The sequence below is a fragment of the Paenibacillus sp. FSL R5-0636 genome, from assembly GCF_037974255.1.
Lineage (GTDB): Bacteria > Bacillota > Bacilli > Paenibacillales > Paenibacillaceae > Paenibacillus_AQ > Paenibacillus_AQ odorifer.
On record NZ_CP150232.1, the window covers coordinates 6638721 to 6662777 of the forward strand.

Annotated in this window: 24 protein-coding genes and 1 riboswitch; of the genes, 1 reads left to right on the top strand and 23 read right to left on the bottom strand. The window is 45.9% G+C overall.

What is annotated here, in order from left to right; translation table 11 throughout:
* Window positions 1-12: 12 nt before the first annotated feature.
* The 23 genes from atpA to fni all read right to left on the bottom strand — a co-directional run bounded on the left by atpA (window position 13) and on the right by fni (window position 22208).
* Window positions 13-1524, bottom strand: a complete 1512-nt coding sequence (gene atpA / locus MKX34_RS30335) for a F0F1 ATP synthase subunit alpha (RefSeq protein WP_036681566.1) — start codon at window positions 1522-1524, stop codon at window positions 13-15.
* A gap of 11 nt (window positions 1525-1535) precedes the next feature.
* Entirely contained in the window at window positions 1536-2087 is a 552-nt protein-coding gene (locus MKX34_RS30340; protein ID WP_036681568.1) for a F0F1 ATP synthase subunit delta, read from the bottom strand.
* Window positions 2084-2572, bottom strand: a complete 489-nt coding sequence (gene atpF / locus MKX34_RS30345) for a F0F1 ATP synthase subunit B (RefSeq protein ID WP_036681571.1) — start codon at window positions 2570-2572, stop codon at window positions 2084-2086. The genes MKX34_RS30340 and atpF overlap by 4 nt, the downstream gene beginning before the upstream one ends.
* A gap of 97 nt (window positions 2573-2669) precedes the next feature.
* Entirely contained in the window at window positions 2670-2882 is a 213-nt protein-coding gene (atpE, locus tag MKX34_RS30350; RefSeq protein WP_036681574.1) for a F0F1 ATP synthase subunit C, read from the bottom strand.
* Between the two features lie 105 nt (window positions 2883-2987).
* Complete coding sequence (gene atpB / locus MKX34_RS30355) at window positions 2988-3755, bottom strand: F0F1 ATP synthase subunit A (protein WP_036681575.1); 768 nt, start codon at window positions 3753-3755, stop codon at window positions 2988-2990.
* A gap of 29 nt (window positions 3756-3784) precedes the next feature.
* On the bottom strand, window positions 3785-4162 hold the full coding sequence (locus tag MKX34_RS30360) for an ATP synthase subunit I (RefSeq protein WP_036681578.1): 378 nt from the start codon (window positions 4160-4162) through the stop codon (window positions 3785-3787).
* A complete protein-coding gene (locus MKX34_RS30365) occupies window positions 4155-4388 on the bottom strand; it encodes an AtpZ/AtpI family protein (protein WP_036681579.1) in 234 nt (77 codons plus the stop codon). The genes MKX34_RS30360 and MKX34_RS30365 overlap by 8 nt, the downstream gene beginning before the upstream one ends.
* A 178-nt stretch (window positions 4389-4566) precedes the next feature.
* Entirely contained in the window at window positions 4567-5727 is a 1161-nt protein-coding gene (gene wecB, locus MKX34_RS30370) for a UDP-N-acetylglucosamine 2-epimerase (non-hydrolyzing) (protein ID WP_038573641.1), read from the bottom strand.
* A gap of 58 nt (window positions 5728-5785) precedes the next feature.
* Window positions 5786-6415, bottom strand: a complete 630-nt coding sequence (gene upp, locus MKX34_RS30375) for a uracil phosphoribosyltransferase (RefSeq protein ID WP_036681583.1) — start codon at window positions 6413-6415, stop codon at window positions 5786-5788.
* Between the two features lie 422 nt (window positions 6416-6837).
* Window positions 6838-8085, bottom strand: coding sequence for a serine hydroxymethyltransferase (glyA, locus tag MKX34_RS30380; protein ID WP_038573642.1), 1248 nt, complete (start codon window positions 8083-8085; stop codon window positions 6838-6840).
* A gap of 114 nt (window positions 8086-8199) precedes the next feature.
* Window positions 8200-8784: a TIGR01440 family protein gene (locus MKX34_RS30385; RefSeq protein ID WP_038573643.1), complete on the bottom strand. Its 585-nt coding sequence runs from the start codon at window positions 8782-8784 to the stop codon at window positions 8200-8202.
* 74 nt (window positions 8785-8858) lie between these two features.
* A riboswitch (ZMP/ZTP riboswitch) is annotated at window positions 8859-8941 on the bottom strand.
* A 48-nt stretch (window positions 8942-8989) separates the two neighbouring features.
* On the bottom strand, window positions 8990-9577 hold the full coding sequence (locus tag MKX34_RS30390) for a low molecular weight protein arginine phosphatase (RefSeq protein ID WP_036681588.1): 588 nt from the start codon (window positions 9575-9577) through the stop codon (window positions 8990-8992).
* Window positions 9578-9622: 45 nt separating this feature from the next.
* Entirely contained in the window at window positions 9623-10195 is a 573-nt protein-coding gene (locus MKX34_RS30395) for a manganese efflux pump MntP family protein (protein WP_038573646.1), read from the bottom strand.
* A 104-nt stretch (window positions 10196-10299) separates the two neighbouring features.
* Entirely contained in the window at window positions 10300-11565 is a 1266-nt protein-coding gene (locus tag MKX34_RS30400; protein ID WP_076297079.1) for an L-threonylcarbamoyladenylate synthase, read from the bottom strand.
* 106 nt (window positions 11566-11671) lie between these two features.
* Window positions 11672-12430: a stage II sporulation protein R gene (gene spoIIR / locus MKX34_RS30405; protein ID WP_080742650.1), complete on the bottom strand. Its 759-nt coding sequence runs from the start codon at window positions 12428-12430 to the stop codon at window positions 11672-11674.
* Window positions 12431-12513: 83 nt separating this feature from the next.
* On the bottom strand, window positions 12514-13701 hold the full coding sequence (locus MKX34_RS30410) for an FtsW/RodA/SpoVE family cell cycle protein (RefSeq protein ID WP_038573648.1): 1188 nt from the start codon (window positions 13699-13701) through the stop codon (window positions 12514-12516).
* Window positions 13702-14228: 527 nt separating this feature from the next.
* Window positions 14229-15413: an FtsW/RodA/SpoVE family cell cycle protein gene (locus MKX34_RS30415; RefSeq protein WP_038573650.1), complete on the bottom strand. Its 1185-nt coding sequence runs from the start codon at window positions 15411-15413 to the stop codon at window positions 14229-14231.
* Window positions 15414-15553: 140 nt separating this feature from the next.
* A complete protein-coding gene (gene prmC, locus MKX34_RS30420) occupies window positions 15554-16525 on the bottom strand; it encodes a peptide chain release factor N(5)-glutamine methyltransferase (RefSeq protein ID WP_038573653.1) in 972 nt (323 codons plus the stop codon).
* Window positions 16515-17591, bottom strand: coding sequence for a peptide chain release factor 1 (gene prfA / locus MKX34_RS30425; RefSeq protein WP_036681601.1), 1077 nt, complete (start codon window positions 17589-17591; stop codon window positions 16515-16517). Before prfA ends, prmC begins: the two co-directional genes overlap by 11 nt.
* Window positions 17592-17824: 233 nt before the next feature.
* Entirely contained in the window at window positions 17825-18925 is a 1101-nt protein-coding gene (gene ychF, locus MKX34_RS30430; protein WP_036681604.1) for a redox-regulated ATPase YchF, read from the bottom strand.
* 100 nt (window positions 18926-19025) lie between these two features.
* Window positions 19026-20393 (bottom strand): S41 family peptidase, encoded by a 1368-nt coding sequence (locus MKX34_RS30435; protein WP_143763750.1) that lies wholly within the window; start codon window positions 20391-20393, stop codon window positions 19026-19028.
* Window positions 20394-20561: 168 nt separating this feature from the next.
* The gene (locus tag MKX34_RS30440) at window positions 20562-21032 is read right to left on the bottom strand and encodes a GNAT family N-acetyltransferase (RefSeq protein ID WP_235219460.1); all 471 of its coding nucleotides are present in this window, start codon (window positions 21030-21032) and stop codon (window positions 20562-20564) included.
* 36 nt (window positions 21033-21068) lie between these two features.
* On the bottom strand, window positions 21069-22208 hold the full coding sequence (gene fni / locus MKX34_RS30445) for a type 2 isopentenyl-diphosphate Delta-isomerase (protein WP_080742651.1): 1140 nt from the start codon (window positions 22206-22208) through the stop codon (window positions 21069-21071).
* A gap of 283 nt (window positions 22209-22491) precedes the next feature.
* Between fni and MKX34_RS30450 the strand changes: the two genes are divergently transcribed.
* Window positions 22492-24027 (top strand): phospholipase D family protein, encoded by a 1536-nt coding sequence (locus MKX34_RS30450; RefSeq protein WP_052097373.1) that lies wholly within the window; start codon window positions 22492-22494, stop codon window positions 24025-24027.
* The last annotated feature ends 30 nt before the right edge of the window (window positions 24028-24057 follow it).

Below are 24057 nucleotides of genomic sequence, written 5' to 3' on the forward strand. Positions count from 1 at the left end.
AGTCTATCTATATTAGCTAGTAGCGAAACCTCTTTTAAAGGTATCAATCGCTGCTTTTAGAGCGGCTTCGTTATCAGCTGTCAAATCTTTTGTATCCCTGATGGATTGAGCTACATCAGCAGCACTGCTATCCATGTAAGCAAGGAATTCCTTTTCAAAACGTTTTACGTCTTTAACTGGAATATCATCCAAATATCCTTTTACAGCTGTGTACAAGCTAAGCACTTGATGCTCAACAGACAACGGCTGATTCACACCTTGTTTCAGAACTTCCATCATACGTGCCCCGCGATTCAGACGGGCAAGTGTAGATTTATCAAGATCTGAGCCGAACTGTGAGAAGGCTTGAAGTTCGCGATATTGGGCAAGATCCAAACGGAGCGAGCCGGCTACCTTCTTCATCGCTTTGATTTGAGCGGAGCCCCCTACACGGGAAACGGAGATACCGACGTTGATCGCCGGACGTTGACCAGAGTAGAACAGATCGGATTCAAGGAAGATTTGACCATCTGTAATCGAGATTACGTTCGTAGGAATGTAAGCTGATACGTCAGATGCCTGTGTTTCGATAAATGGAAGTGCGGTTAATGAACCACCACCAAGCTCATCACTAAGCTTAGCTGCACGCTCCAAAAGACGGGAGTGCAAGTAGAATACGTCACCTGGGAATGCTTCACGACCCGGTGGACGACGAAGCAGCAAGGACAATTCGCGATAAGCCGAAGCTTGTTTCGAAAGGTCATCGTAAATGATCAGTACGTGCTCGCCCTTGTACATGAAGTATTCGCCCATTGCGCAGCCTGCGTATGGAGCAATATACAACAATGGGGACGGCTCGGAAGCCGATGCAGTTACAACGATTGTATATTCCAAAGCGCCATGACGGCGAAGAGTTTCTACAACCTGTGCTACTGTGGATTGCTTTTGACCAATGGCAACATAAATACATTTCATGCCGTTGCCTTTTTGGTTGATAATCGCGTCAATTGCGATTGCAGTCTTACCTGTTTGACGGTCACCAATGATAAGTTCGCGTTGTCCACGACCGATTGGTACCATCGCATCAATGGCTTTAAGACCTGTTTGCATCGGTTCATGTACCGATTTACGATCGATAACACCTGGTGCATTATTTTCTACAGGACGGAATTCAGTTGTAGCAATTGGGCCTTTGCCGTCAAGCGGCATACCAAGTGCGTTAACTACACGGCCGAGCAGAGCCTCACCAACAGGAACTTGCATAATTTGTCCTGTACGTTTTACTTGATCGCCTTCACGAATTTCCTTGTACTCACCCAGAATAACAACACCGACGTTGCTTTCTTCCAGATTGAGCGCCATGCCCACTACTCCGTTGGAGAACTCTAGCAATTCGCCTGCCATTGCGTTTTCCAGACCGTAGACACGGGCGATACCGTCGCCGACTTGAATGACGGTGCCGACTTCGGCAACTTCGATATCGGCTTTATATTCCTCAATTTGACTTTTGATCAAAGTGCTGATCTCTTCAGGTCTGATGCCCAATATCCTCACCCCTATCTTCTATGCTTATCATTAAAGGATTTCTCGAGACGCTCCAATTTGTTAGACAGACTGCCGTCATACAGCTTATCGCCGATATAAACTTTCAGTCCTCCCAACAGGCTTGGGTCCACCACATTCGTAATCCGGATTTTACGGTTTACGAGTTGGCCGAATTCTGCAGCTACAGCTGCTTTTTCTTCTTCACTTAAAGAATAAACAGAGTATACCTTAGCATCACCAATGCCAAGAGCGTCTCCTTCAATCTTGATATACGTATCCAGCAGATCGGCAAAAATATCGGTTCTGCCTCGCTCTACTAACAATTCTACAATGTTCATCACGATGGGAGAGAGCTTATCTTGAAGCGCTGTGCGCAGCACTTTCAGCTTGTCGGACTCCGAGATGCGCGGTGCAAGAATAAACCGCTTTATCTCTTGGTCGGAATGTAATAACCCAACCACTGCCTTGAGCTCTTCTTCTACTTCAAGGGTAATCCCTTTCTCTACCGCTGCACTGTACAATGCTCTAGCGTAGCGCTTGGCAACTACCGTATCGCGGCTCATGATTGGCCTCCTACCTCTTTGAGGTATTGGTTCACAAGTTGCTCCTGCTCGCCGCTAGCACTAACTTCTTTCTTAAGAAGTTTGGAAGCAATACGAACAGATGCCGTTCCAATTTCGCTGCGCAACTCTTCCACTGCTTTGTTCTTTTCGTTCTCGATATCGCGCACAGCCTCTTCTTTGACACGTGCTGCATCTGCTTTGGCTTGTGCCAAAGTTTGTTCTACCTGTAGATTGCTTGTGATTTGCGATTGTTGAATAATCTGTTGAGCTTCCTGGCGTGCACTGTTCAGCGCTTGCTTCTGCTCTTCCACATACGCGACCGCTTGTTCTCTAGTCTTCGCAGCTTCGTCCATTTGCTGCATTACCAGCTCACGGCGCTTCTCCATAACTGCAAAAAGTTTGCTGAACGCATACTTGCTAAGCAAGAAATATAAAATCCCAAAGGCGACAATTGAAAATACTATGTTTGTCCAAACAATATCCACTGAGGTCACTCCCTTCCGTTACCGCGTCATGCGGACGTATACAAAAGTAAGGCGCGGATGGCATCGGCCGTCCCCGCCAAACCGTAACTACGGTTTATTAAGTAAACATAATCAGGAATGCGATAACTGTTGCTGCCAACGGAATAACTTCGACGATACCTACACCAATAAACATTGTTGTTTGCAAAGCATTTTTCGCTTCTGGTTGACGAGCGATGGACTCAACTGTTCTACTAACGATCATACCGTTACCAAGACCTGCGCCAAGTGCACCCAATCCAACCGCTATTGCTGCTGCTAAAAATTCCATTTGTAAATATCCTCCTTTAATTTCGGTTCATATTTGTGTTTAATGATATAAGATATCTCCCACGAAGGAAAATCAGACGATAGCCGTTCTCTTCGCAGCAGTTCATTAATGTGCTTCTTCTTCGTGAATCGTCATCTGTGCGATATAAACCATCGTCAGAATCGTAAAGATAAACGCTTGTAGTGCCCCGACGAAAATACTGAAGCCCTGCCATACAGCCAGGAACGGAATACTGAGAATCCCCAGCTTCAAAATGACTGTAATTAGTACTTCTCCGGCGAAAATGTTAGCGAATAGACGAATAGCCAACGCTACAGGTTTTGCCAGGTTTTCGATAATGTTCAGTGGCAAAAAGATTGGAAACGGCTCGATGTAGTGTTTGAAATAATGTTTGCCGTTGAGCTTAATGCCCAGAAAGTTCATCAGTACAAATACTATGATTGCCAATCCTGCAGTGACATTAATGTCAGCAGTTGGCGACTTGTACCATAAAATTTCTGCATGCTCACCATTCGCCAAGTTCTTAGTTGCTTCAATCACGTGGCCAAACACTGTTACAGGTCCATGCGCCTCAGTTACAACGGAGAAAGGCAATCCAAGTAGATTGGAAACAAAGATAAACAGAATCAATGTCAACCCTAAAGATATGTAAGGTTTTCCTTTCTTCAGATCCATGGCACTGCTTATGACACCCTCTACAAATTCCACAACCCATTCCATGAAGTTCTGAAGCTTGGATGGATTTTCAACGGAAAGCTTACGAACCGAAAGCATAACCAGAACAAATACCACTGTACAACTGATCAGAAGCATCAACACGGCGGATAAATCTATCGGTATTCCCCCGACAAATATTTTCGGCATGTCATGCATAGTATCATCCCCCTTTCTCTTTAATCTGGTTAAAGCTTATTCTTCACACTCAGATATATCCCCGCAGGAATGGCGAGAAGCTGAGGAATGAATACGCCCGAAACAGTTGCTACCAGGGAGAAATGCTCAATCTTGACCGAGAACATGGTGACCAAAATTGCGAAGCTAATCCGTGTAACAAAACCGAGGCTGAAGGCATTCCCTTCGTTGCTCGCAATCGACTGCGTAACCCGTCGAACCTTGACGGCCAGATAACGAAAGTTTACCAATCCCGCCACCAGACCCAGAGTCATGCCCAGTGTAATTGCCCGGGTCTCATGATGAAGCACCCAGCCCATTAAGAGTCCTGCCATAAGGACGAGCGTAACTCTAGTGACGGTATTGATCATGGGAGTCATATTATCCATTCTGCTCCCCCAAAAATTTTTTAATTAACAAGGCGACATTCACAATTCCCAGAATCATTCCAGTTATAGTGCCAATGGCGAGCCAATATTTTGGCCCCTCCATCAGGTCTTTCAGCCATCTTGCCGCAAAAAAACCAATAAGAATGTAAGCGGCAAGCAAAGTGCCTGCACTTCCAATGACAAGCGCGGTCTGTAACAAGCTGTCCTTGCTATTTTGTTCTTTCATGGGCTACAATCCCAACTAATTTTACTGAATTTCCTGAGTCTTTGTCAATTCATTGAACATTGCCTAAAAACCCTTGAAAACATGAAAATAATCACAGCAAAACGTTCCAAAACCATATAAACCGTACAGTTTCACTGTATGTTGATTTTAATCAGATCAGATATTAGTTTAATTGAAATTATTTATTTTTTGTGAACATTCTGTGAAACTCTTCAGGACGTTCCTTATTAACACCAAAATGGTGCAAAATCGCATTGACAATTCGTTGGGAAGCCTTGCCATCTCCATACGGGTTGGCGGCCCGACTCATCGACTGATAGAGCTCATTATCAGTCAAAAGAGCATGTGTCCGTTGATACACCTTCTCCTCGTCCGTGCCCACAAGTTCCAGCGTTCCAGCCTCTATCCCTTCGGGACGCTCCGTTGTATCACGAAGCACAAGAACAGGCACTCCATAAGAAGGAGCTTCCTCTTGCAGACCGCCGGAATCGGTCAATATCAAGTGGGTATGCGGATAAAAATTATGCAGGTCCACGACATCCAGCGGATCAATCAGCTTAATTCTTGGATGTCCTCCCAGTATCTCATGTGCAGGTTCCTTAACGGCAGGACTCGGATGCACAGGGTAAACAATGGCGACATCTTCGAATTCATCAGCGATTCTTTTAATAGCTCGGAAGATATTACGATGCGGTTCACCTTGAGATTCTCTGCGGTGAGCGGTCATCAAAATAAGTCTTTTTCCTGAAGCAAAATCCAAAACAGGATGCCGGTAATCCGGCTGTACGGTATATTGAAACACATCAGTTACGGTGTTGCCTGTGATATAAATACTTGATTCTTTTTTGTTCTCGTGTCTCAGATTACTAGCTGACCAATCGGTTGGAGCGAAATGCAGATCGGCTAATACACCTGTTAATTGACGGTTCATCTCTTCAGGATAAGGAGACAATTTGTTCCATGTCCTAAGTCCTGCTTCTACGTGCCCAACCTGAATTTGCTGCAGGAAGGAAGCGTAACTAGATAAAAACGTTGTTAAGGTGTCCCCATGCACCAGCACGAGGTCAGGCTTAACCTCCCTCAGTACAGGTTCCAAACCTTCAAGCACACGAATAGTAATCTCGTTCAAGGTCTGACGGTCCTTCATCACATCCAAATCGTAATCAGGGGTGATATTAAACACTTCCAACACTTGATCGAGCAGTTCTCTATGCTGCGCTGTTACACATACTATTGATTCGATATGCTCAGGATGCTTCTTCAGTTCAAGAACCAGAGGAGCCATCTTGATCGCCTCGGGGCGCACTCCGAAAATAGTCATTACTTTGATTTTGGACATAACCCCTACCCTCTCATCAAATATTCTCGCATTACTATACTTAATACTTAATTACTTATTACTTGGTTCCATAAAGACGGTCACCAGCGTCACCAAGGCCTGGCACGATGTAACCATGTTCATTCAAATGATCATCAAGCGCTGCTACATAAATATCAACATCCGGATGAGCTTCCTGAACTGCAGCAACACCTTCTGGCGCTGCAATCAAGTTCATCATTTTGATCTGTGTACAACCACGGTTCTTCAGTGAGGTAATCGCAGCAATTGCGGATCCGCCTGTAGCAAGCATTGGGTCAATCACTATCAACTCACGTTCCTGTACATCAGTTGGAAGCTTGATATAATACTCCACTGGTTGAAGAGTGTCTGGATCACGGAAAAGCCCTACATGTCCTACTTTAGCCGCAGGTAGAAGCTTCAGTACACCTTCAAGCATACCTAAACCCGCACGAAGAATAGGAATAAGCCCCAGCATTCTTCCCGAAATCACTTTGCTTTCCGTCTCAGTGACCGGTGTCTGTACCGTAATTGTCTCTAGTGGAATATCACGTGTAATCTCATAAGCCATCAATGTGGCAACTTCGTCAACATGTTCTCTGAAATCCTTCGTGTTTGTTCTAACGTCGCGAATAAATGTTAGTTTGTGTTGAATTAAAGGATGATCGCAAATCACCAATTTTCCCATTTACTGTCCCTCCGGTAATTGTAAGTCTTGTCTATAGCCATAGAAAGCGCTTTGCTTCTCAGTGGCTAAATCCTGTCTATTATAGCACTCCCGCCGCTGCATTTCACCTCAGAATGGTACTTGAACTCACATTGAACATATTCCCTTGTATTTCCTTGTTTTTAAAGGTAATGATTGGCTTAATTAGGAAACCAATCACTTATAAAACCTAGATTATGTTGTGCAACTTTGGCTTTTTCATACTATTCACATTATTTTCACTAATTTTATTGAAAGTTCCATGAACTTTCAAGATTAATTTCATTCAATTTCATCTATTAACTGCAGTAATATTTGTGAACAATATGCAACAAAAAAGCCTCCATCAAACCCGGAAGAGGGTATGAATGGAGGCAGAATCATTTCTTATTGGAAGCAAAAATTTAGTATTTCAACTCTGGATAAAGAGGGTATTGGTCAGTCAACTCAGCCACTTGACGGGCAGATTCTGCCAAGTTTGCCTCATCCTTCGGATTCTTTAGAACATTAGCAATGATACGTCCAATAGTGACCATTGCCTGCTCGTCCATACCACGGGATGTGACTGCAGGTGTACCAATCCGAATACCGCTTGTTACAAAAGGACTTGTAGGATCAAATGGAATTGCGTTTTTATTCACAGTAATCCCGATGGAATCTAGTACTTTTTCCGCATCTTTTCCGGTAATGTTCAGATTACGGGTATCCAGCAGCATCAAGTGGTTATCTGTACCTCCGGATACAATGTTAACCCCTTCACTGATCAACGTTTCTGCAAGAACATTAGCGTTCTTCACTACATTTTGAGCATAAGTCTTAAAGGATGGCTGCAATGCTTCACCAAATGCGACTGCTTTTGAAGCAATTACATGCATCAAAGGTCCACCTTGGGAACCAGGGAATACCGCTTTATCAATAGCAGCTGCCCACGGCTGTCTGCACATAATCATACCTCCGCGGGGACCGCGCAAAGTCTTATGCGTAGTAGTTGTAACGAAATGAGCATGAGGAACCGGGCTCGGATGAAGACCAGCAGCAACCAATCCTGCGATATGGGCCATATCTACCATAAATAGCGCACCCACATCATTGGCGATAGCGCCAAGTTTTTCGAAATCAATAATACGCGGATAGGCACTGGCACCAGCTACAATCATTTTTGGACGGTGCTTGAAGGCTGCTTTACGTACTTCATCATAATCAATTAGGAAAGTATCTTCTTGTACTCCATAAGCAACGAAGTTATAAAGCAATCCTGAAGCATTAACTGGGCTACCGTGTGTCAAATGACCGCCGTGAGCCAAATTCATTCCAAGAACAGTGTCGCCAGGCTTAAGCGCAGCCAGATAAACTGCCATATTTGCTTGAGCGCCGGAATGTGGTTGTACGTTGACATGATCCGCGCCAAACAATTCTTTTGCACGATCACGAGCAAGGTTCTCAACGATATCTACATCTTCACAGCCACCATAATATCGTTTGCCTGGATAACCCTCTGCATATTTGTTCGTAAGCACGGAGCCCATAGCTTCCATTACGGCTTCGCTAACGATATTCTCTGAGGCAATAAGCTCAATGTTGGCACGCTGACGTTTCAGTTCCAGTTCCATCGCTTCCAGTACTGCCGGGTCACTCTTACGCAATTGTTCCATGTTCTTATTTCCTCCCTAGTGTGTGTAGATATGTTGTATTTAAGTAGAAACGATTTGCCCGCTATAAAGAGACTTAGGTCTTCGTTTCTGCAAAAAATATAAAACTAAAGTTCATTAATCACAAAACTGTGAACCACTTTGTTCTGGAGCACGATATACCGCACGTTCACCGCCAATTAGTGGGGGTCTGGTCCATGCCGCATTCACTCTGGCTGCTCCAATGTATCGTAGAGTCGGACGGAAAGGAACGGCTACCCGCCGTAAATGCATTCCTATCAGTGTCTCGCCAATATCCAAACCAGCATGAGCTTCTATCGTTTCCGCCAAAACAGGATCTTTCATAGCGTGATAAGCAGCCGTAGCCATCGAACCTCCAGCACCTCGTATAGGTACAGCTGATACTTCCTTCAGACCAAGTGACTCTAGTAGAGAGCGTTCCATTACAAGTGCACGATTTAAATGCTCGCAGCACTGATACACGGGATGAAATCCTTTTTCCGCTGCTACTAAACGAACACCTTCAAGCAGTTGTTCTGCAACTTCAAGTGCACCACCAGTTCCAATCCGGACACCAGCAACTTCACTTGTGCTCACTCCGATGACAACAATTTTGCCTGACCCAAGGTTACCAGCCTCCGCCAACTCCCTTAACACAGTGACGGTGGCATCAGTTAATGATAGCTCTACAACTTCGTCCATCACTCTACCTCCTCAAACTTCAAACAAGCTTATTTTAAACAAAAAAGAGCAGTCCGCAGGTAGCTGCGGATTTGCTCTTTTGCCCAGGCGACCGGCCGTTTATTCCGATGCTCCATCGTGGTTTGATCCACATTTGTCGCCAGTTACATCGGAACCGATTATTTGTAACTTCATCTTAAAGCAAAGTGAACTGAAAATCAACCATTTACAAATGGCGGAAGGTTTCCAGCTTATCCAGCAAACTGAATAGCGCAGTGCGAATCTCAGCAGCAGTTAGCTCATAGTCCTCACGCGTGCCACCAAATGGATCAGAAATATCGAAGCTCGGAATACGCTGGCGAATCTCAATCATCCGCTGCAGATCCGTTGCATTCGGTTCACCACCAAGGGCTAAGCTCAACTCCGCATCTGCGTAAAGGCTGTCCAATTCCTTGATATCTTCCGTCACCGCATCTTCATCATGCACGTATTCCTTCAATGTATAGGTTTTCGTTACAGCATCCGGAAAATACTGCAGCAAATGCTGCTTATGCCCACCCGTCAAGGTCAGCACAAGGTCGGCCCAAGCGACAGCTTGACCTGTCAATTGTGACGACTCCATTGAATCATGAATTCCTTCTTCCTGCAGTATAGCTGCAGCATGTCTTGATATAGAAGTACCGGAAATGGCGGATACACCTGCAGACCGCACTTCCAGGTCGATTCCACGTTCCTTCGCGAGCTTTCGTAAAAGCCCCTCAGCCATAGGACTTCGGCATGTATTTCCGGTGCAGACGAATAAAATATGCAGCATGTTTTGCACCCCCATGAAATTAAATATTCTAATGCCGTTATTGTATCAAAAGATGAATAGCAAGCCAAACCCCAGAAGTATTGCACCGCCTAGTGCTTCTCCATAATCCCCGAGACCACGACTGACATGCCGTCCAATTAGCAACCCTAGAATCGACATTAGTCCCCCGCAGGCACCGAAGGCTAAGATGGTCAAAAGCACTCCATTCACAAACATCCCTAGTGATACACCCACGGAGAAAGAGTCAATACTCACACTGAGCGAAAGAAGTATCATCCCCCACAAGGTTCGATGATCCATAGCTCGCGAGCTTCCCGTATCCGGACGAAAGGAGTTGTACACCATATGCCCGCCCAAAAGAACTAGAAGACCTCCAGCAGCATAAGTCGTTACTTGACCTAACAAGTGTCCGACATAACTTCCTGTCAACAAACCCAGGAGAGGCATCAGCATATGAAAAACAGCAATGAGCAGACTCATTTGCAGAACATGCAGCAGACGAATACCTTTCATCCCGATCCCTACACCGAGCGAAAAGGCATCCATCCCTAATGCAACCGCCATTATAGTAATGGTAACAATCTGCCCCCATTCGGTATATACATCTCCTAAGCCCATGCTTAACCCCCCAAGTCCGAAATATCTTGTACAACAACGATATGCGGACAAGGGGGTAATCATGACTTCATATGGGAGTCATATACGAAAAAGCAACGCCGTGGTTATCCGGCGTCGATGACGGATCCGCCGGCGGCTTTCATAAGCCGGTTCATGATGGCAGCGCCGAGGCCGGTATACGGGCAAGCCTCGGCTAAGATGTAAGTCGCTCCCGCTTCATCGAAACGCCGCAAAGCGGCATATAGGGAGCGGGCCCCTTCCTCCGGCGAGGATAACGAGCCGAGGGAAAGAACGCAGGCGGCAGGATCGGCGGGATAAAGGGCCTTATGTTCCTCAAAGAGGAGCAGGCCCGTGACCTCGCCGTTTAGCTGCGCCGCCTGAAGTTGACTTGCGGCTTCGTCCGCCACGCGTTGCGGGGAAGAGCCGCGCACTACACCAAGCCAGCCGCGCGGTGCGTAGTGCGTGTACTTCATGCCCGGCGCGCGCGGCGCCGAGCTGTCGCCAGCAGTACTGAAACCAGCAGCAGACTTAACGGTTTCAGACCTAGCAACGGGAGTCTTTACAGCCCCCGAATCAGCCACGACAGTAGTGGTAGCGGCAACAGTTGCCTCAGCATTACCGGGCTCTGAGCTTACAGCTTCTGCTCCCACCACTGCAGCCAATTGCTCCGAAGTAATCCCGCCGGGGCGCAGCACAGCAACTTTTCCGTCAGGCTGTACCTGTACCACTGTTGACTCTAGTCCAACTCCAGCAGCACCACCATCAAGGACGCCATCGATGTATCCAGCCAAATCTTCCATCACATGTGAAGCTAATGTCGGGCTCGGTCGACCCGAACGATTAGCGCTGGGCGCCGCAACTGGACAACCCGCTGCACTTATCAGCGCCAGAGCTACCGGATGATCCGGCATCCGCACACCAACCGTATCCAAACCCGCCGTCACACAAGGCGACAGTACACCTTCACGAACAGGAAGCACAACTGTCAGCGGACCAGGCCAATAAGCTGCCATCAGCGCGGCCGCCTTAGGATGCATCTCTGCAACAAGCTCGTCCAAAGCTGCCGTATCCGCAATATGTACAATTAACGGATTGTCAGAGGGCCGGCCTTTTGCCGCAAAAACAGCCTCAACTGCCGACGTATTTCGGGCATCCGCCCCTAGCCCGTAGACGGTTTCGGTTGTAAAAGCCACTGTTCCGCCTTCGCGAAGCATTGTTGCTGCCTCCGCTATCGCCAGCTTGTCAGCTTCATTCGGCTGAAATACCTCAGAGTTCGTTCCCTCAACAGAATTCAACTTCCAGTATACAGTCTCATCTCTATTTCCACTCCGCCGCTGAACGGCGAATAAAGGATTATTGTGTTCATTCATTCTCATCACAGGCTTTCTAGAAGATATAATTTATCTTTAGCAAAAAAACGGCCCCAGTAGGGAGCCGTGATAGATCTGCTTATAAAATAGTAACATATCTGGGGTCTTACGACCATAATCCACTGATCCAGTTCCAAAGGTTTTGCAGCAGCTCCCAGACGAAGAACCGTACCTCTGGCTCAGCAGCAGTTTCTCCTGATGAAGCACTTCCTGCCGTGGAATCAGCCTGCACTGTTTTTGCAGCTGCCGATTTCACCTTAGCACTGCTATCCGCACCAGCAGCGGACACTGTTTTTGTACCTTTGTCAGCAGCAGGCGCTGCCGCATCTCCGGAGCCTGCATCGATAAAGCAAAGCGGAGGAAACAGTACACACCACCAATTTTGTCCCTTGCCCGCACCAAGTGTGACCCGCACAGCTTCATACTCCCCAGCAGGATAGACAGTACCACCGTATAATTTAGTGGGAAAAGGAACCACGCCGAGCTCCACTTTGTAGGAATATTCAATGCCCCGTTTCTCCAGCTCTGATCCAACCAGCGCATTAAGCTCCGGCAGATGATTTCTAATCAGAGCACGTGCCTGCTCCAAGCTCTGCGGATCCTCAAGAGCAGATACCCACTGGTTCATTTGCTCCACAATTTTATCACGAATTTGCCGTTTCACCAGCTGATCTTGCGCTCCGTCAGAATTAGCTAGAATACGTAACCGGATAGATTCTTGGGGAATAGATACTTCAGCTACTGCAGCATCGGTTTTTTGACCTTCCCAAGCCATCATGAGGACCATAAAAAAACAAATTAAAATGGCAGTATACTTAAAAGTTACACGTAAGGAATCTCTTTTATTCATATGATTATCGTTCATTTGTTGCAGCCCCTCTCCTCTTAACTCTCATGCTAGTAGTATGCCCGGAGATAAGAGACTGCAAACCTATGAATCTATTAAATTTATAACTTCAATGCCAGCTCCTTATGCAGCTGCAAATCTTCCTCCACATCCTGCCCATAAAGATGCACGCTCATCACGACCCCCATGCTGGCCATATTAATCAGAAGAGACGTGCCTCCATAACTGATAAACGGAAGTGTTATTCCTGTCAACGGCATCAGGCCGATAAAAGCTCCAACATTCTCAAGAATTTGATACAACAGCATAGCCGTAATTCCAATGATTAGAAATGGTCCGCTACGCTCCTTACTCTCGAGAGCAATCAATATCATCCGATGCAGCAAAATAAAAAAGAGCAAGAGAAGCAGCGCAGACCCCACAAATCCAAACTCCTCGGCAATCTGCACGAATATCGCATCCGAATAGGTATATGGGACACGATTATTCTGCACAGAGCTGCCCTGCATATATCCCTCTCCACTCATTCCCCCGGAGGCTATAGCTAATTTGGCATTTTTCGTGTGATAGCTTGCCTTATCTGTCGCTAAATCAGGTACCAGCCAAGGGTCAAACCGCTCCACTAAATGATCCTTACCAATGCCTTCAAAAAAATTGACTGCTTCATCATGATAGTTTATATAGCTCAAAATCCCAGCAAGACCAATCCCACCCACTATAAGCAAGCCGATGAGCGCATGCGACAATTTGATGTTCCCAATCCATAAAAGTCCAATTAATATTACGATGTAACTAAGGGCATTTCCCAAATCATTTTGCATAATCACTATTCCAAATGGAATGAACGTAAGAATGGTGAGAGGAACAATTCCTTTCCAGAAGGTTAAGGTAGACCCTTGTTTTCGAATTAAGATCGATGATAAAAAAAGAATTAATACCAATTTAAACAGCTCGGCAGGCTGAAACCTAAGTCCACCGATCTCAAGTCCCAATTGAGCACCGTTCTCTACTTTACCAATAAAACTAACCGACACTAACAAGACTAAGCCCAAGAGATAAATATAAAGTGCATGTTTAACAAATATCTTAAAGTCCACAAAAGCGAGCACAATAAAAACCACAAAACCTAAAATATAGTATTTAAGCATTTGTAAATGAAAGCCATCCAATTTCATCGGAGGCGTTATTCTTCCATTAGTTACACTGTATATTGAAAAAATACTAATCACCATCAGCAAAATCAGAACAGTAACAATTACCTTATCAATCCTTTTGAACTTTTGAAGCATCTGCAAGCCCCTTACTCTGTTAAGGTTTCAACTCTCCTCTCTCAGGGAAAGTCGTTCCTTTCTATTGTAAAACATTCGTCAATATAATTCCAAATTTATGTAGCCAATCTATAAAATATCTTTCTATTAAAATTACACTCTGACGTGATTTTACTCTATAATCCAAACCTATCGGACTCAGTAGACTTTATTTATGGATTTATTGCTCCACGGGAACTTTTGCGGACTCCAGAGTCGTTATTACTTGCCATTTTGCAGTAAATCCAGTCTTTTTGATCAAATAACGTCTTTGCGGTCCGATACTATCCAATAAGTAGTTAATATTCGAATATAAGGGCATCTGAGTCCGAGTCAGGATACAAATACAAATACAAATACGAATACGAATACGAATTACTTCCAGCCAGCTTACCTGAAACGGTCCGTATTACGTATTACACCAATCCGACGAAGCCGTCCACCATCAAAAAGAACCGCCAGCCCCCTATTAAACAATAAGGACCTGACGGTTCTATTTTATTTCGTGGTTACACCTGTTTGGCAGCTGCATAAGGAGTAGGTTTAGGAAAATCTTCTTCTACTTCTTGCCCGTGCAGGCGCACACTCATTACCAGCCCGATGCTGGCCATATTGATGAGCAGTGATGTACCCCCGAAGCTGATGAAAGGTAGCGTAATACCAGTCAAAGGCATCAAGCCGATAAATGCGCCGATATTCTCAAAAATCTGATATAGCATCATGGCGACAATTCCGACAATCAAGAACGGCCCGGCTCTATCCTTACACTCCAGCGCAATCAGAATCATTCGGTGAATGAGGATAAAGTACAGCAGCAGCAGCAGCGCCGCCCCCACAAAACCGAATTCCTCGGCAATTTGCACGAAAATGGAGTCCGAGTAGGTATATGGCACACGATTCGTTTGAACGGAATCTCCCTTCATATAGCCATCACCACTCATTCCTCCAGAAGCAATAGCAATTCTAGCATTGGTGGTATGATACTTAGCCTTTTCTGTTGCCTTTTCGGGAACAAGCCAAGGATCAAAACGTTCAATCCAGTGAGATCGCCCAATATCCGTAAGAAAGGTTTTAATTTCATCGTGATAATGGATATAACTCATAATTCCCGCAATCGCAGAACTAGCCACGATGACCAGCCCGATTAATGCATGCGTGTATTTAATATTGCCAATCCACAACAGACCCGCAAGAATCACAACGTAAGACAAGGCATTCCCAAGGTCATTTTGGGTAAGAACAATAAGAAATGGAAACAAGGTCAGAAGGCCGAGTGGCACAACATCCCGCCAGAACAGAAGCTTACTCTTATTCTTGCGGACAAGCATGGCCGCCAGAAAAAGAATCAATATCAGCTTGAACAGCTCAGCAGGCTGCAGACTCAGACCCCCAGGCAGGGTCAACCAGCCTTGCGCATTATTTTTGGTCTCGCCCAAAAAGCTGACGAGCACCAGCATCCCTATCCCAAATAAATAAATATATATCGCATATTTCACTAAAATTCTGTAGTCCAAAAAGGTCATTCCAATAAAAGCCACAAAACCAATAGCATAATACATCATCATACGAATATGATGTCCGTCCAGCTTCTCTCTTCCATGAGTAACGCTATATATGGCGAAGATGCTGACAACCATGAGTAATAACAGAACGACTACAATAGCACCATCAATCTTTTTAATCTTCTGAAGCACGCTCTGCCTCCCTACTCTATATCTGGGCTTTCTTTATGATCCCCTAAGAAATCCTGCTAAATTCTATTGTAAAGGAAGTCGGATTGAAAATACAATTTCTCTACCCCGGACAAAATGAACCCTCTGCATAGCAGGCAATATTATCTCGTTATGCCTAGCACATGACGCGGGATTCCAGCCAGATCATTAATGGTGATAATCTCGGTCCAATGGCCCGCTGCCGCAAGGAGTGCAGCGACTTGCTCAGCTTGACCGAAGCCAAGCTCAAAGCCGATCAGGCGCGGCGGTGCCGGGAGCAGCGTTAGCTGCTCCATCATACGGCGGTACGGGTCCAGCCCGTCCGCTCCGCCATCCAGCGCAGTGCGCGGCTCATGGTCGCGCACCTCACGCTGCAGCCCGGCGATATCCTCACCGGGGATGTACGGCGGGTTGGAGACGAGAATATCCGTCTCCATCCCCGCGAACGGCTCGAGCAGATCGCCGAGCCGAAAGTCCACAGCTGTGCCATTGCGCAAAGCGTTGCGCTCGGCCACAGCCAGAGCCGCCGGCGAAATATCGCCGGCGCAGACCCGCCACGCCGGCGCTTCCGCCGCCAACGTGACGGAGATCGCTCCGCTGCCGGCGCCGATATCGACGGCGGCCAGCGGTCTTGCGGCGCCTCCGTTGCGGGCCGCAGCGCCGCCCGCGCTATCCAGCGCCGCTTCGCCCGGCGTTACAACGCCGTTCGGCCAAAGCTCCGCGCCGTAACGTAAAATCGCCTCGACAAGCAGCTCCGTCTCCGGCCGCGGAATAAGCACGTCAGGCGTCACCTCAAAAGGCCGCCCGTAAAATTCTTGCTCGCCGATGATATACTGCACCGGCTCACCAGCGCCCCGGCGGGTAACTCCCGCCTCAAATGCTTCCTTAACCGCTGCTGGAAAAGGATCTGCCAACGCCATATAATAAGCTGCGCCAGACACTCCAAGCACATGCTCCAGCAGCAATTGTGCACTGCGCTGCGGTTCATTGCAGCCGCTCCGGCTCAAAAAAGAAGAAGCCTCCGCAAAGGCTTCCCGGATGCTTTTGACTTCCGACATGACATATACGCCATCGTTCAAAGCATTATTCTCCATTATCCATATTATCCATCAAGTCAGCTTGTTCAGCGATTGAAAGGGCTGAGATAATTTCAGTGATTTCTCCGTTCATAACCTGCTCCAAACGGTGCAGTGTCAGGCCAATACGATGGTCTGTAACCCGGCTCTGCGGGAAGTTATACGTCCGAATGCGCTCACTACGGTCACCCGTACCTACTTTACTCTTCCGTTCACCAGCATACTTCGCTTCTTCTTCCTGCCGTTTCATATCAGAGATACGGGCACGAAGCACTTGCAGCGCTTTTTCTTTATTGGAGTTCTGTGACTTACCGTCCTGACAGGTAGCAACGATGCCTGTAGGTACATGGGTTACACGTACTGCAGACTTGGTCGTATTTACAGACTGTCCGCCTGCACCACTTGAACAGAAGGTATCCACGCGAATATCTTTATCATGGATCTCGATCTCAAAAGCCTCAGCTTCCGGCATCACGGACACCGTAGAAGTAGAGGTATGAATACGACCTCCGGATTCGGTCGCTGGGATACGTTGTACGCGATGCGCACCACTTTCGTATTTCAGCTTACTGTATGCACCACGGCCGTTAATAAGGAAGATTACCTCTTTGAATCCACCAAGATCACTCGCGTTAACATCCATTAACTCAACGCGCCATCCTTGTGCATCAGCATAACGAGTGTACATCCGGTAAAGATCTGAAGCGAACAATGCTGCTTCATCTCCACCCGCTGCACCACGAATTTCAACGATTACGTTCTTATCATCATTCGGGTCTTTAGGCAGCAGCAACACGCGGATTCTCTCTTCCAGCTCCACTTGACGTTTGGAAAGGTCATCAATTTCCATCTTAACCATTTCTTTCATCTCATCATCAAGCTTTTCGCCTTGCATCTGCTTAGCAGCTTCAAGCTCTTCCATTACACTCTTATATTCAGTATACGCCTCAAATGCGGGCTGTAGGTCTGATTGTTCTTTGGAATAGTCCCTCAGTTTCTTACTGTCGTTTGCAACATCCGGATCACAAAGCAGTTCACTGAGCTTCTCATAGCGGTCCGCCAGGGATTGCAATCGGTCCAACAAGGGAATTCACCTCTCCTGATTCAATTTCAAATTCGCAAATATAACATCAAATTTGTACTGTCATAAAAATAGATATACGACTTTATATTATACCAAAGATATTGTGAAATGGCTACAGTTCCGTACGCACAATACCTTAATAAAAAGCTTATATTTTTAAAAAGGATCATCCCAGCAATAGAAACTCCCACTGCTCGAGATGACCCCTATATCATTCGTACACTTAAACCTTCTTAAACGTTAAAACGGAAATGCATTACGTCGCCGTCTTGCACCAAATATTCTTTACCTTCAAGACGCAGTTGACCACGTTCCTTCGCACCGTTCATGGAACCAGCTGCCACAAGATCCGCGTAAGCCACTACTTCAGCACGGATAAATCCCCGTTCGAAATCTGTATGAATTACACCGGCAGCTCCAGGTGCTTTGGTGCCGCGACGAATCGTCCACGCCCGAACTTCCTGAACGCCTGCTGTGAAATACGTATACAAGCCAAGCAGTTTATAAGCCGCTTTAATCAACCGGTTAAGGCCGGATTCTTCCAGTCCCAGCTCTTCCAGGAACATAGCTTTATCTTCACCTTCAAGCTCAGCAATTTCTGCTTCCACCTTAGCACTGATCGGAACAACTTCTGCACCTTCAGTAGCTGCAAAATCGCGAACTTGCTGTACATAAGGATTGTCCTCAGCACTTGCCACTTCATCTTCACTTACATTCGCCGCATACAGCACTGGCTTCAATGTTAACAAATGAAGATCACGGATAATAAGCTTCTCGTCATCAGACAATTCTATACTACGTGCAGGTTTATCTTCGTAGAGCACTTCTTTGACGCGTTCTAGCAGCTCAACTTCTTGAGCGTATTTCTTGTCGCCGCCTTTGATATTCTTACGGGAACGCTCAATCCGCTTCTCAATGCTCTCAATATCAGCAAGAATCAACTCCAGATTAATGGTCTGGATGTCGCTGATCGGATTTACCTTTCCATCAACGTGGGTAACGTTCTCATCTTCAAAACAACGAACCACATGCACGATAGCATCTACTTCACGGATATGGGCCAGGAACTTGTTGCCTAGTCCTTCTCCTTTACTGGCACCACGCACGAGACCAGCAATATCAACAAATTCAAAAGCAGTAGGTACGGTCTTGTTCGGCTGTACCAGCTCAGTCAGTTTATCAAGACGTTCGTCTGGAACTTCAACAACACCAACGTTAGGGTCAATGGTACAAAAAGGGTAGTTAGCGGATTCTGCACCCGCTTGCGTTATCGCATTAAACAATGTGGATTTTCCTACGTTAGGAAGACCGACGATTCCAGCTTTCAAAGCCATTTATATGACAACTCCTATTTTCAGCTAAATTGATCATCCGAATAAGCTATACGATCTAAACCATTATATATTAGAACATATTCGCCAGCAACACCGGATGTCAGGCAGATGTGTCCGAACGCGCAAGCTCTAATACCTTTTTTATCGCCGGCTGGTCCAGTAATGGCTTAGATTTATCCGGATCAACCTCCACATCAGGCACAGTCTTTACCTCTTCATTACAACTTCCATCAGAATTCAGACCCATTTCAAAGGAAAACCTGAAGAGATAACCGCTATTAGGCAATGCAACAACAAGCGGATCTATCCCTAGTCCATCCCCACCTGTCCTGCCGCCTACAACCGTTGCAAACCCGGTGCCTTTTACAAAGGCTGCAAGACCTTCCGATGATGAATACACAGAGCTATCTACCAGCAAATAGATTTTCCCTTTAAATCCAACAGATTTATTAGGGGTTACTACATCATTTGTTTTTCTATATGTCTTAAACATCTTTAAAGCTTCGGTTGGCAGCTTGGGCAGTTGCTCATCTTTGATGCCAGCAATAGGTTGTTGCCCCTTTGTAATCTGACGTGCTTGCATAAAGGTCTCCGCATATTTGCCTCTTGTATAAAGTAAGTATGTATTGTATTCGATAGGTTTATTGATCAACATAGGGACAAGATGAATTCTCCAATAATTACTGTTTCCTCCCCCATTTCCGCGGATATCTAATATTAATGTCTTATAGTCCTTTACCTCTATTAAAAAATCATGGATCTCGGAGCTGTCCATCTCCATGAGACTCCCGTCAAAGCTTTGCATGCCGAGATAAGCGATTCGATCGGGCTCTATAATGACTTTTTTTACATTCCCAGAAGTCTTTTTTGTTACATCTCCTACTCCATCTCCACCATTATGCATATCGTTATTGATATCATTAGAGCTTTGCTGCTCCGCTAAAGGTTTCTGGTTGTAACGGGCCAATACGTTAGGCTGCTGAAACACGTTGACCCAAGGCTCAAAACCAAAACCTAACTGAGCATACGTATGTAGATACCAGGGGTATTCTTCCTTGGATATAAAATTTGTATGCCCATTGTTTAATCTGCTAAGGACAAATCTCATACGTTTCAAAAACTCATCATCCGATTTCACGGCTGCTATTTTATTGCGGTATTCCTCTTTTTTTGCAAGCCAATCCTCTCCATTGAGACGTTTATTCACCTCTAAGAAAGGATAGTTCTCCTCAATAATCTTCCACATGTAATCAAAATCCTCTAGCCTTTGTTCTACCGTCAATGAAGGCAAAGCTATTTCTGATTGATCTTCAACTACAGCTGAAGAGGCTAGCGGTGCAACCGGACTTGCCTGGACTTGCTCAGACTCAGATTTCTTCTTTCCTGGTAAATCGCCACTGTTGCAGCTGACCAGTAATAGTAATACTACTGCAGAAACAACCACCCACGATACAGTCCTTGGCCTCACCTTAATCCCCCCTTTTCTCTCTTTATGACTTAATCCATTTTCAGGAATTTATTTTTTAATCATATTTTCCTAATCATCCTAAATCAAATATATTTATCACAATTATTTACATAATAATTCAGTAGAACAACAAAAAAGGACCTCTTTCGAGGTCCTCACACTTATGGACTATAGATCTTTAGACATTGTGATGTCAGTTACGATATATCCCATTTTTTTGTATAACTCAAATGCGCGATTGTTCTGGCCGAAGACGTGTAACCCGATTTTGGTAACATTCATCTCCCGGGCTTCTTCATCGAGTGCGATCATAGCCTGCTTGCCATAACCCTTACTCTGGAACGGTTCAAAAACATAAAAATCATAAATGAAAGCCTCGCGGCCGCCTCGGCCTTCACTTACGTTAAACCAGATATAACCAACCTGTTCATCACTGCTTATTTCTACTATAGAATATAGATAAGCACCATCTGTGTGCAGCCCTTTTGGCAAAGAGCGTGTTATGGCTTCCTCAGACAGCTTCATCGCGATCTCCGGATCCCAAGCACCGGCGCTGATCTTATCTTCCGCATAATCCCGGGTAGCTTGACCTAAGAAAAATTGAAAGGCCGACTCATCCATATGGACCAGTTTAATCATAATCTTACTCACTTCCTCGCTTCAATATTTACCATCCTATTTACGTATTAAACGGGAAGTACCACGTAAAGTTGCTAAATCTGGAGCGCCAATACCAAACATTGCTATTTTTAGCTCCAGCTCAACCTGTGCCAATGCAGCATCCAGCGCCTCTTCAGAATCGACAGCCGGCCCTAACAGATTGCGGCCAAAGCCTGCCAGATCAGCTCCAAGTGCCAGTGCTTTCGCTGCATCCACGCCATGTTTTAGTCCGCCGCTGCCAATCAAAGCGCCCTGCGGGGAAACTGCGCGCACCTCTGTGATACAATCAGCTGTTGGAGTACCCCAATCTGCGAAAGCCTCCGCCGCTGCCCGCCGTATAGGATCTACACTGCGGAACTTCTCCACCTGACTCCAGGATGTCCCGCCTGCACCCGCAACATCAATAAAAGCCGCACCTGCATTATAAAGACGTGCAGCTGCATCTCCATCAATGCCCCAGCCTACTTCTTTCACACCTACAGGGACTTCAAGTGCACGGCATACCTTCTCTATCTGGGATAGCAAAGAGGCAAAACCAGTGTTCCCTTCCGGTTGAAAGACCTCTTGCAGCCCATTCAGATGCAGTACAAGAAAATCAGCACCTGCGATATCCACAGCCCGGCGACATTCCTCAATCCCAAAACCATAGGACAGCTGTACAGCACCAATATTGGCGATAACCGGAATATCAGGTGCTTGATCCCGCACATAAAAGGTCGCCGTAAGCTCAGAGCGCTCCACTGCCGCCCGGACCGAGCCTACACCCAGCGCCCAACCACGACGCTGTGCAGCTGTGGCCAACCGGGCGTTAATCGCTCCTGTAGCTGCGCTGCCACCTGTCATCGAGCTGATGAGCAGCGGTGTACGCAGCTTGCGATCCAAAAACGTAGTCTGCAATGATATATCGTCAAAATTCAGCTCTGGAAGAGCATTATGCTGAAATCTGTAATGTTCAAACCCTGTAGTCACACCGACGCCACCTACTTCTTCATTTAGGCAAAGGCGTACATGTTCAATTTTGCGTTCGCCTGTCTTCGATGTAGGCAATAAAGATCTTTTGTCAGAAGCCTCTACAGCCGGCAGGTCCTTGCCATGATCTGCGCCAGACTGCCTAGTCGCATCATATGGCACGGCCTCTTCTGGCGTATGATTCATGCTGCGTTCCTCCTATTCCCAAACTCGATTTATTATAACATATCCCTACAGATGAATTTACAATATGAGGTTAGCGATTACAATTCTCCGGCTTAGTAATCATTAATTTCATAAACTTCGTACTAATCGTTCAAACTCATTATAGCTAGCTGAATGTTATTTATTAATGTTAAGGATATTTGGGCTGCTTCATTTCGCTCCACTAGGTGTTAATAGGTTGGTAATACACCGGAGCATCACAATCCTAAGGAAGTGCTCTGCAATAATTTCAGGAGGAACTTCCATGAATTCAGATCGTCAGCAACCCGTTCACCCCCATAAACCTAAAGATATAAACTACGCTCCCGGTTTAACTACGAAGAAACGTTCCACTTCACGCCGCCGTACACGGGTGTTATGGGCTTTCGTCATTCTACTCCTTTGGTTAACCGGCGTAATGATTTATCAGACGCACAAACCTCTACCCAGCGGTATTTCCTTTGAAAGCCCCATATACAAAACAAATCATGTATCCTTCTGGCACGACTTAACCTATTCGGACGGTACAGCCACGGGCACTCAAGAAAGTCAGATTCTTTCGAGGATTCTACAAATTATCGAGGAGTCCGATGAATTTTTGGTGATTGACCTCTTTCTTTTCAATGATTATACCCATAAAGATCAGTCATTTCCTCCAGTCAGTCGAATGTTGACGGACAAGCTTATTTTACAAAAAACTACTTATCCTGAGATGGAGATCGTCTTCATTACGGATGAGGTTAATACCAATTACAACTCTGCACCTAATCATCTCCTGGAAGAGATGAAGTCTGCAGGGATTAAAGTGATTATGACTGATGTAAATGCTCTACGCGATTCTACGCCTGCTTATTCTGCTGTCTGGCGTACCTTTATTCAATGGTTCGGACAGTCGGGCGAAGGCCGGATTCCGAATCTTATGGCCAGCGGCGGACCGGATATTACTGCTCGTTCTTATTTGAAGCTACTCAATGTAAAAGCTAATCACCGTAAGGTGGTTGTTAGTGAGAATAGCGCTCTAATCTCCTCAGGAAATATCCATGATGCCAGCGCCTATCATTCCAATATCGCTCTGGAAGTACAAGGTCCAATTATTGCTGATATTCTCCAGACGGAACAGGCCGCGGTCAATCTTTCGGATGCAGGGCCATTGCTCACTTATGAGCCGGATTTCACCAAGGATAAGGACCAGCACTCTGAAGAATCTATGGGAGTCCGCTATTTAACGGAAGGAAAGGTATATAAATATGCAAGACAAGCCCTCCAATCTGCACAGGAGGGTGACACCATTTGGATGGGTATGTTCTACCTTGCCGATGATGCAATTCTCGATGAATTGGTAGAAGCTACCGAACGAGGGGCTACGGTAAGATTGATACTGGACCCCAATCAGAACGCCTTCGGCCGTGATAAAATCGGCATTCCTAACCGTCCAGTTGCCATGAACCTGAACAAGCGCACGAACGGAAAAATCTCTATTCGCTGGTACAACACGACCAAAGAACAATATCACTCGAAGCTGCTTTTCATTGCCAAACAGACTGGAAGTTCCATCATTCTTGGCGGTTCCACCAATTTCACGACACGCAATCTGGATGACTACAACCTGGAGAATAATCTGTGGGTATCTGTAAAACAAGATCAGCCTCTTTATGCCCAGATGGAAGCCTACTTCAATCGACTGTGGAATAACGAGGACCATGAGTATACCCTACCTTTTGAGGCTTATCAGGGCGAAGTGACCTGGTTCAAATATATCCTGTTCCGGTTGCAGACCACCTTGGGCTTAACTACTTTTTAAAGCAAAAACCACCGCAGATGAGGCAAAACA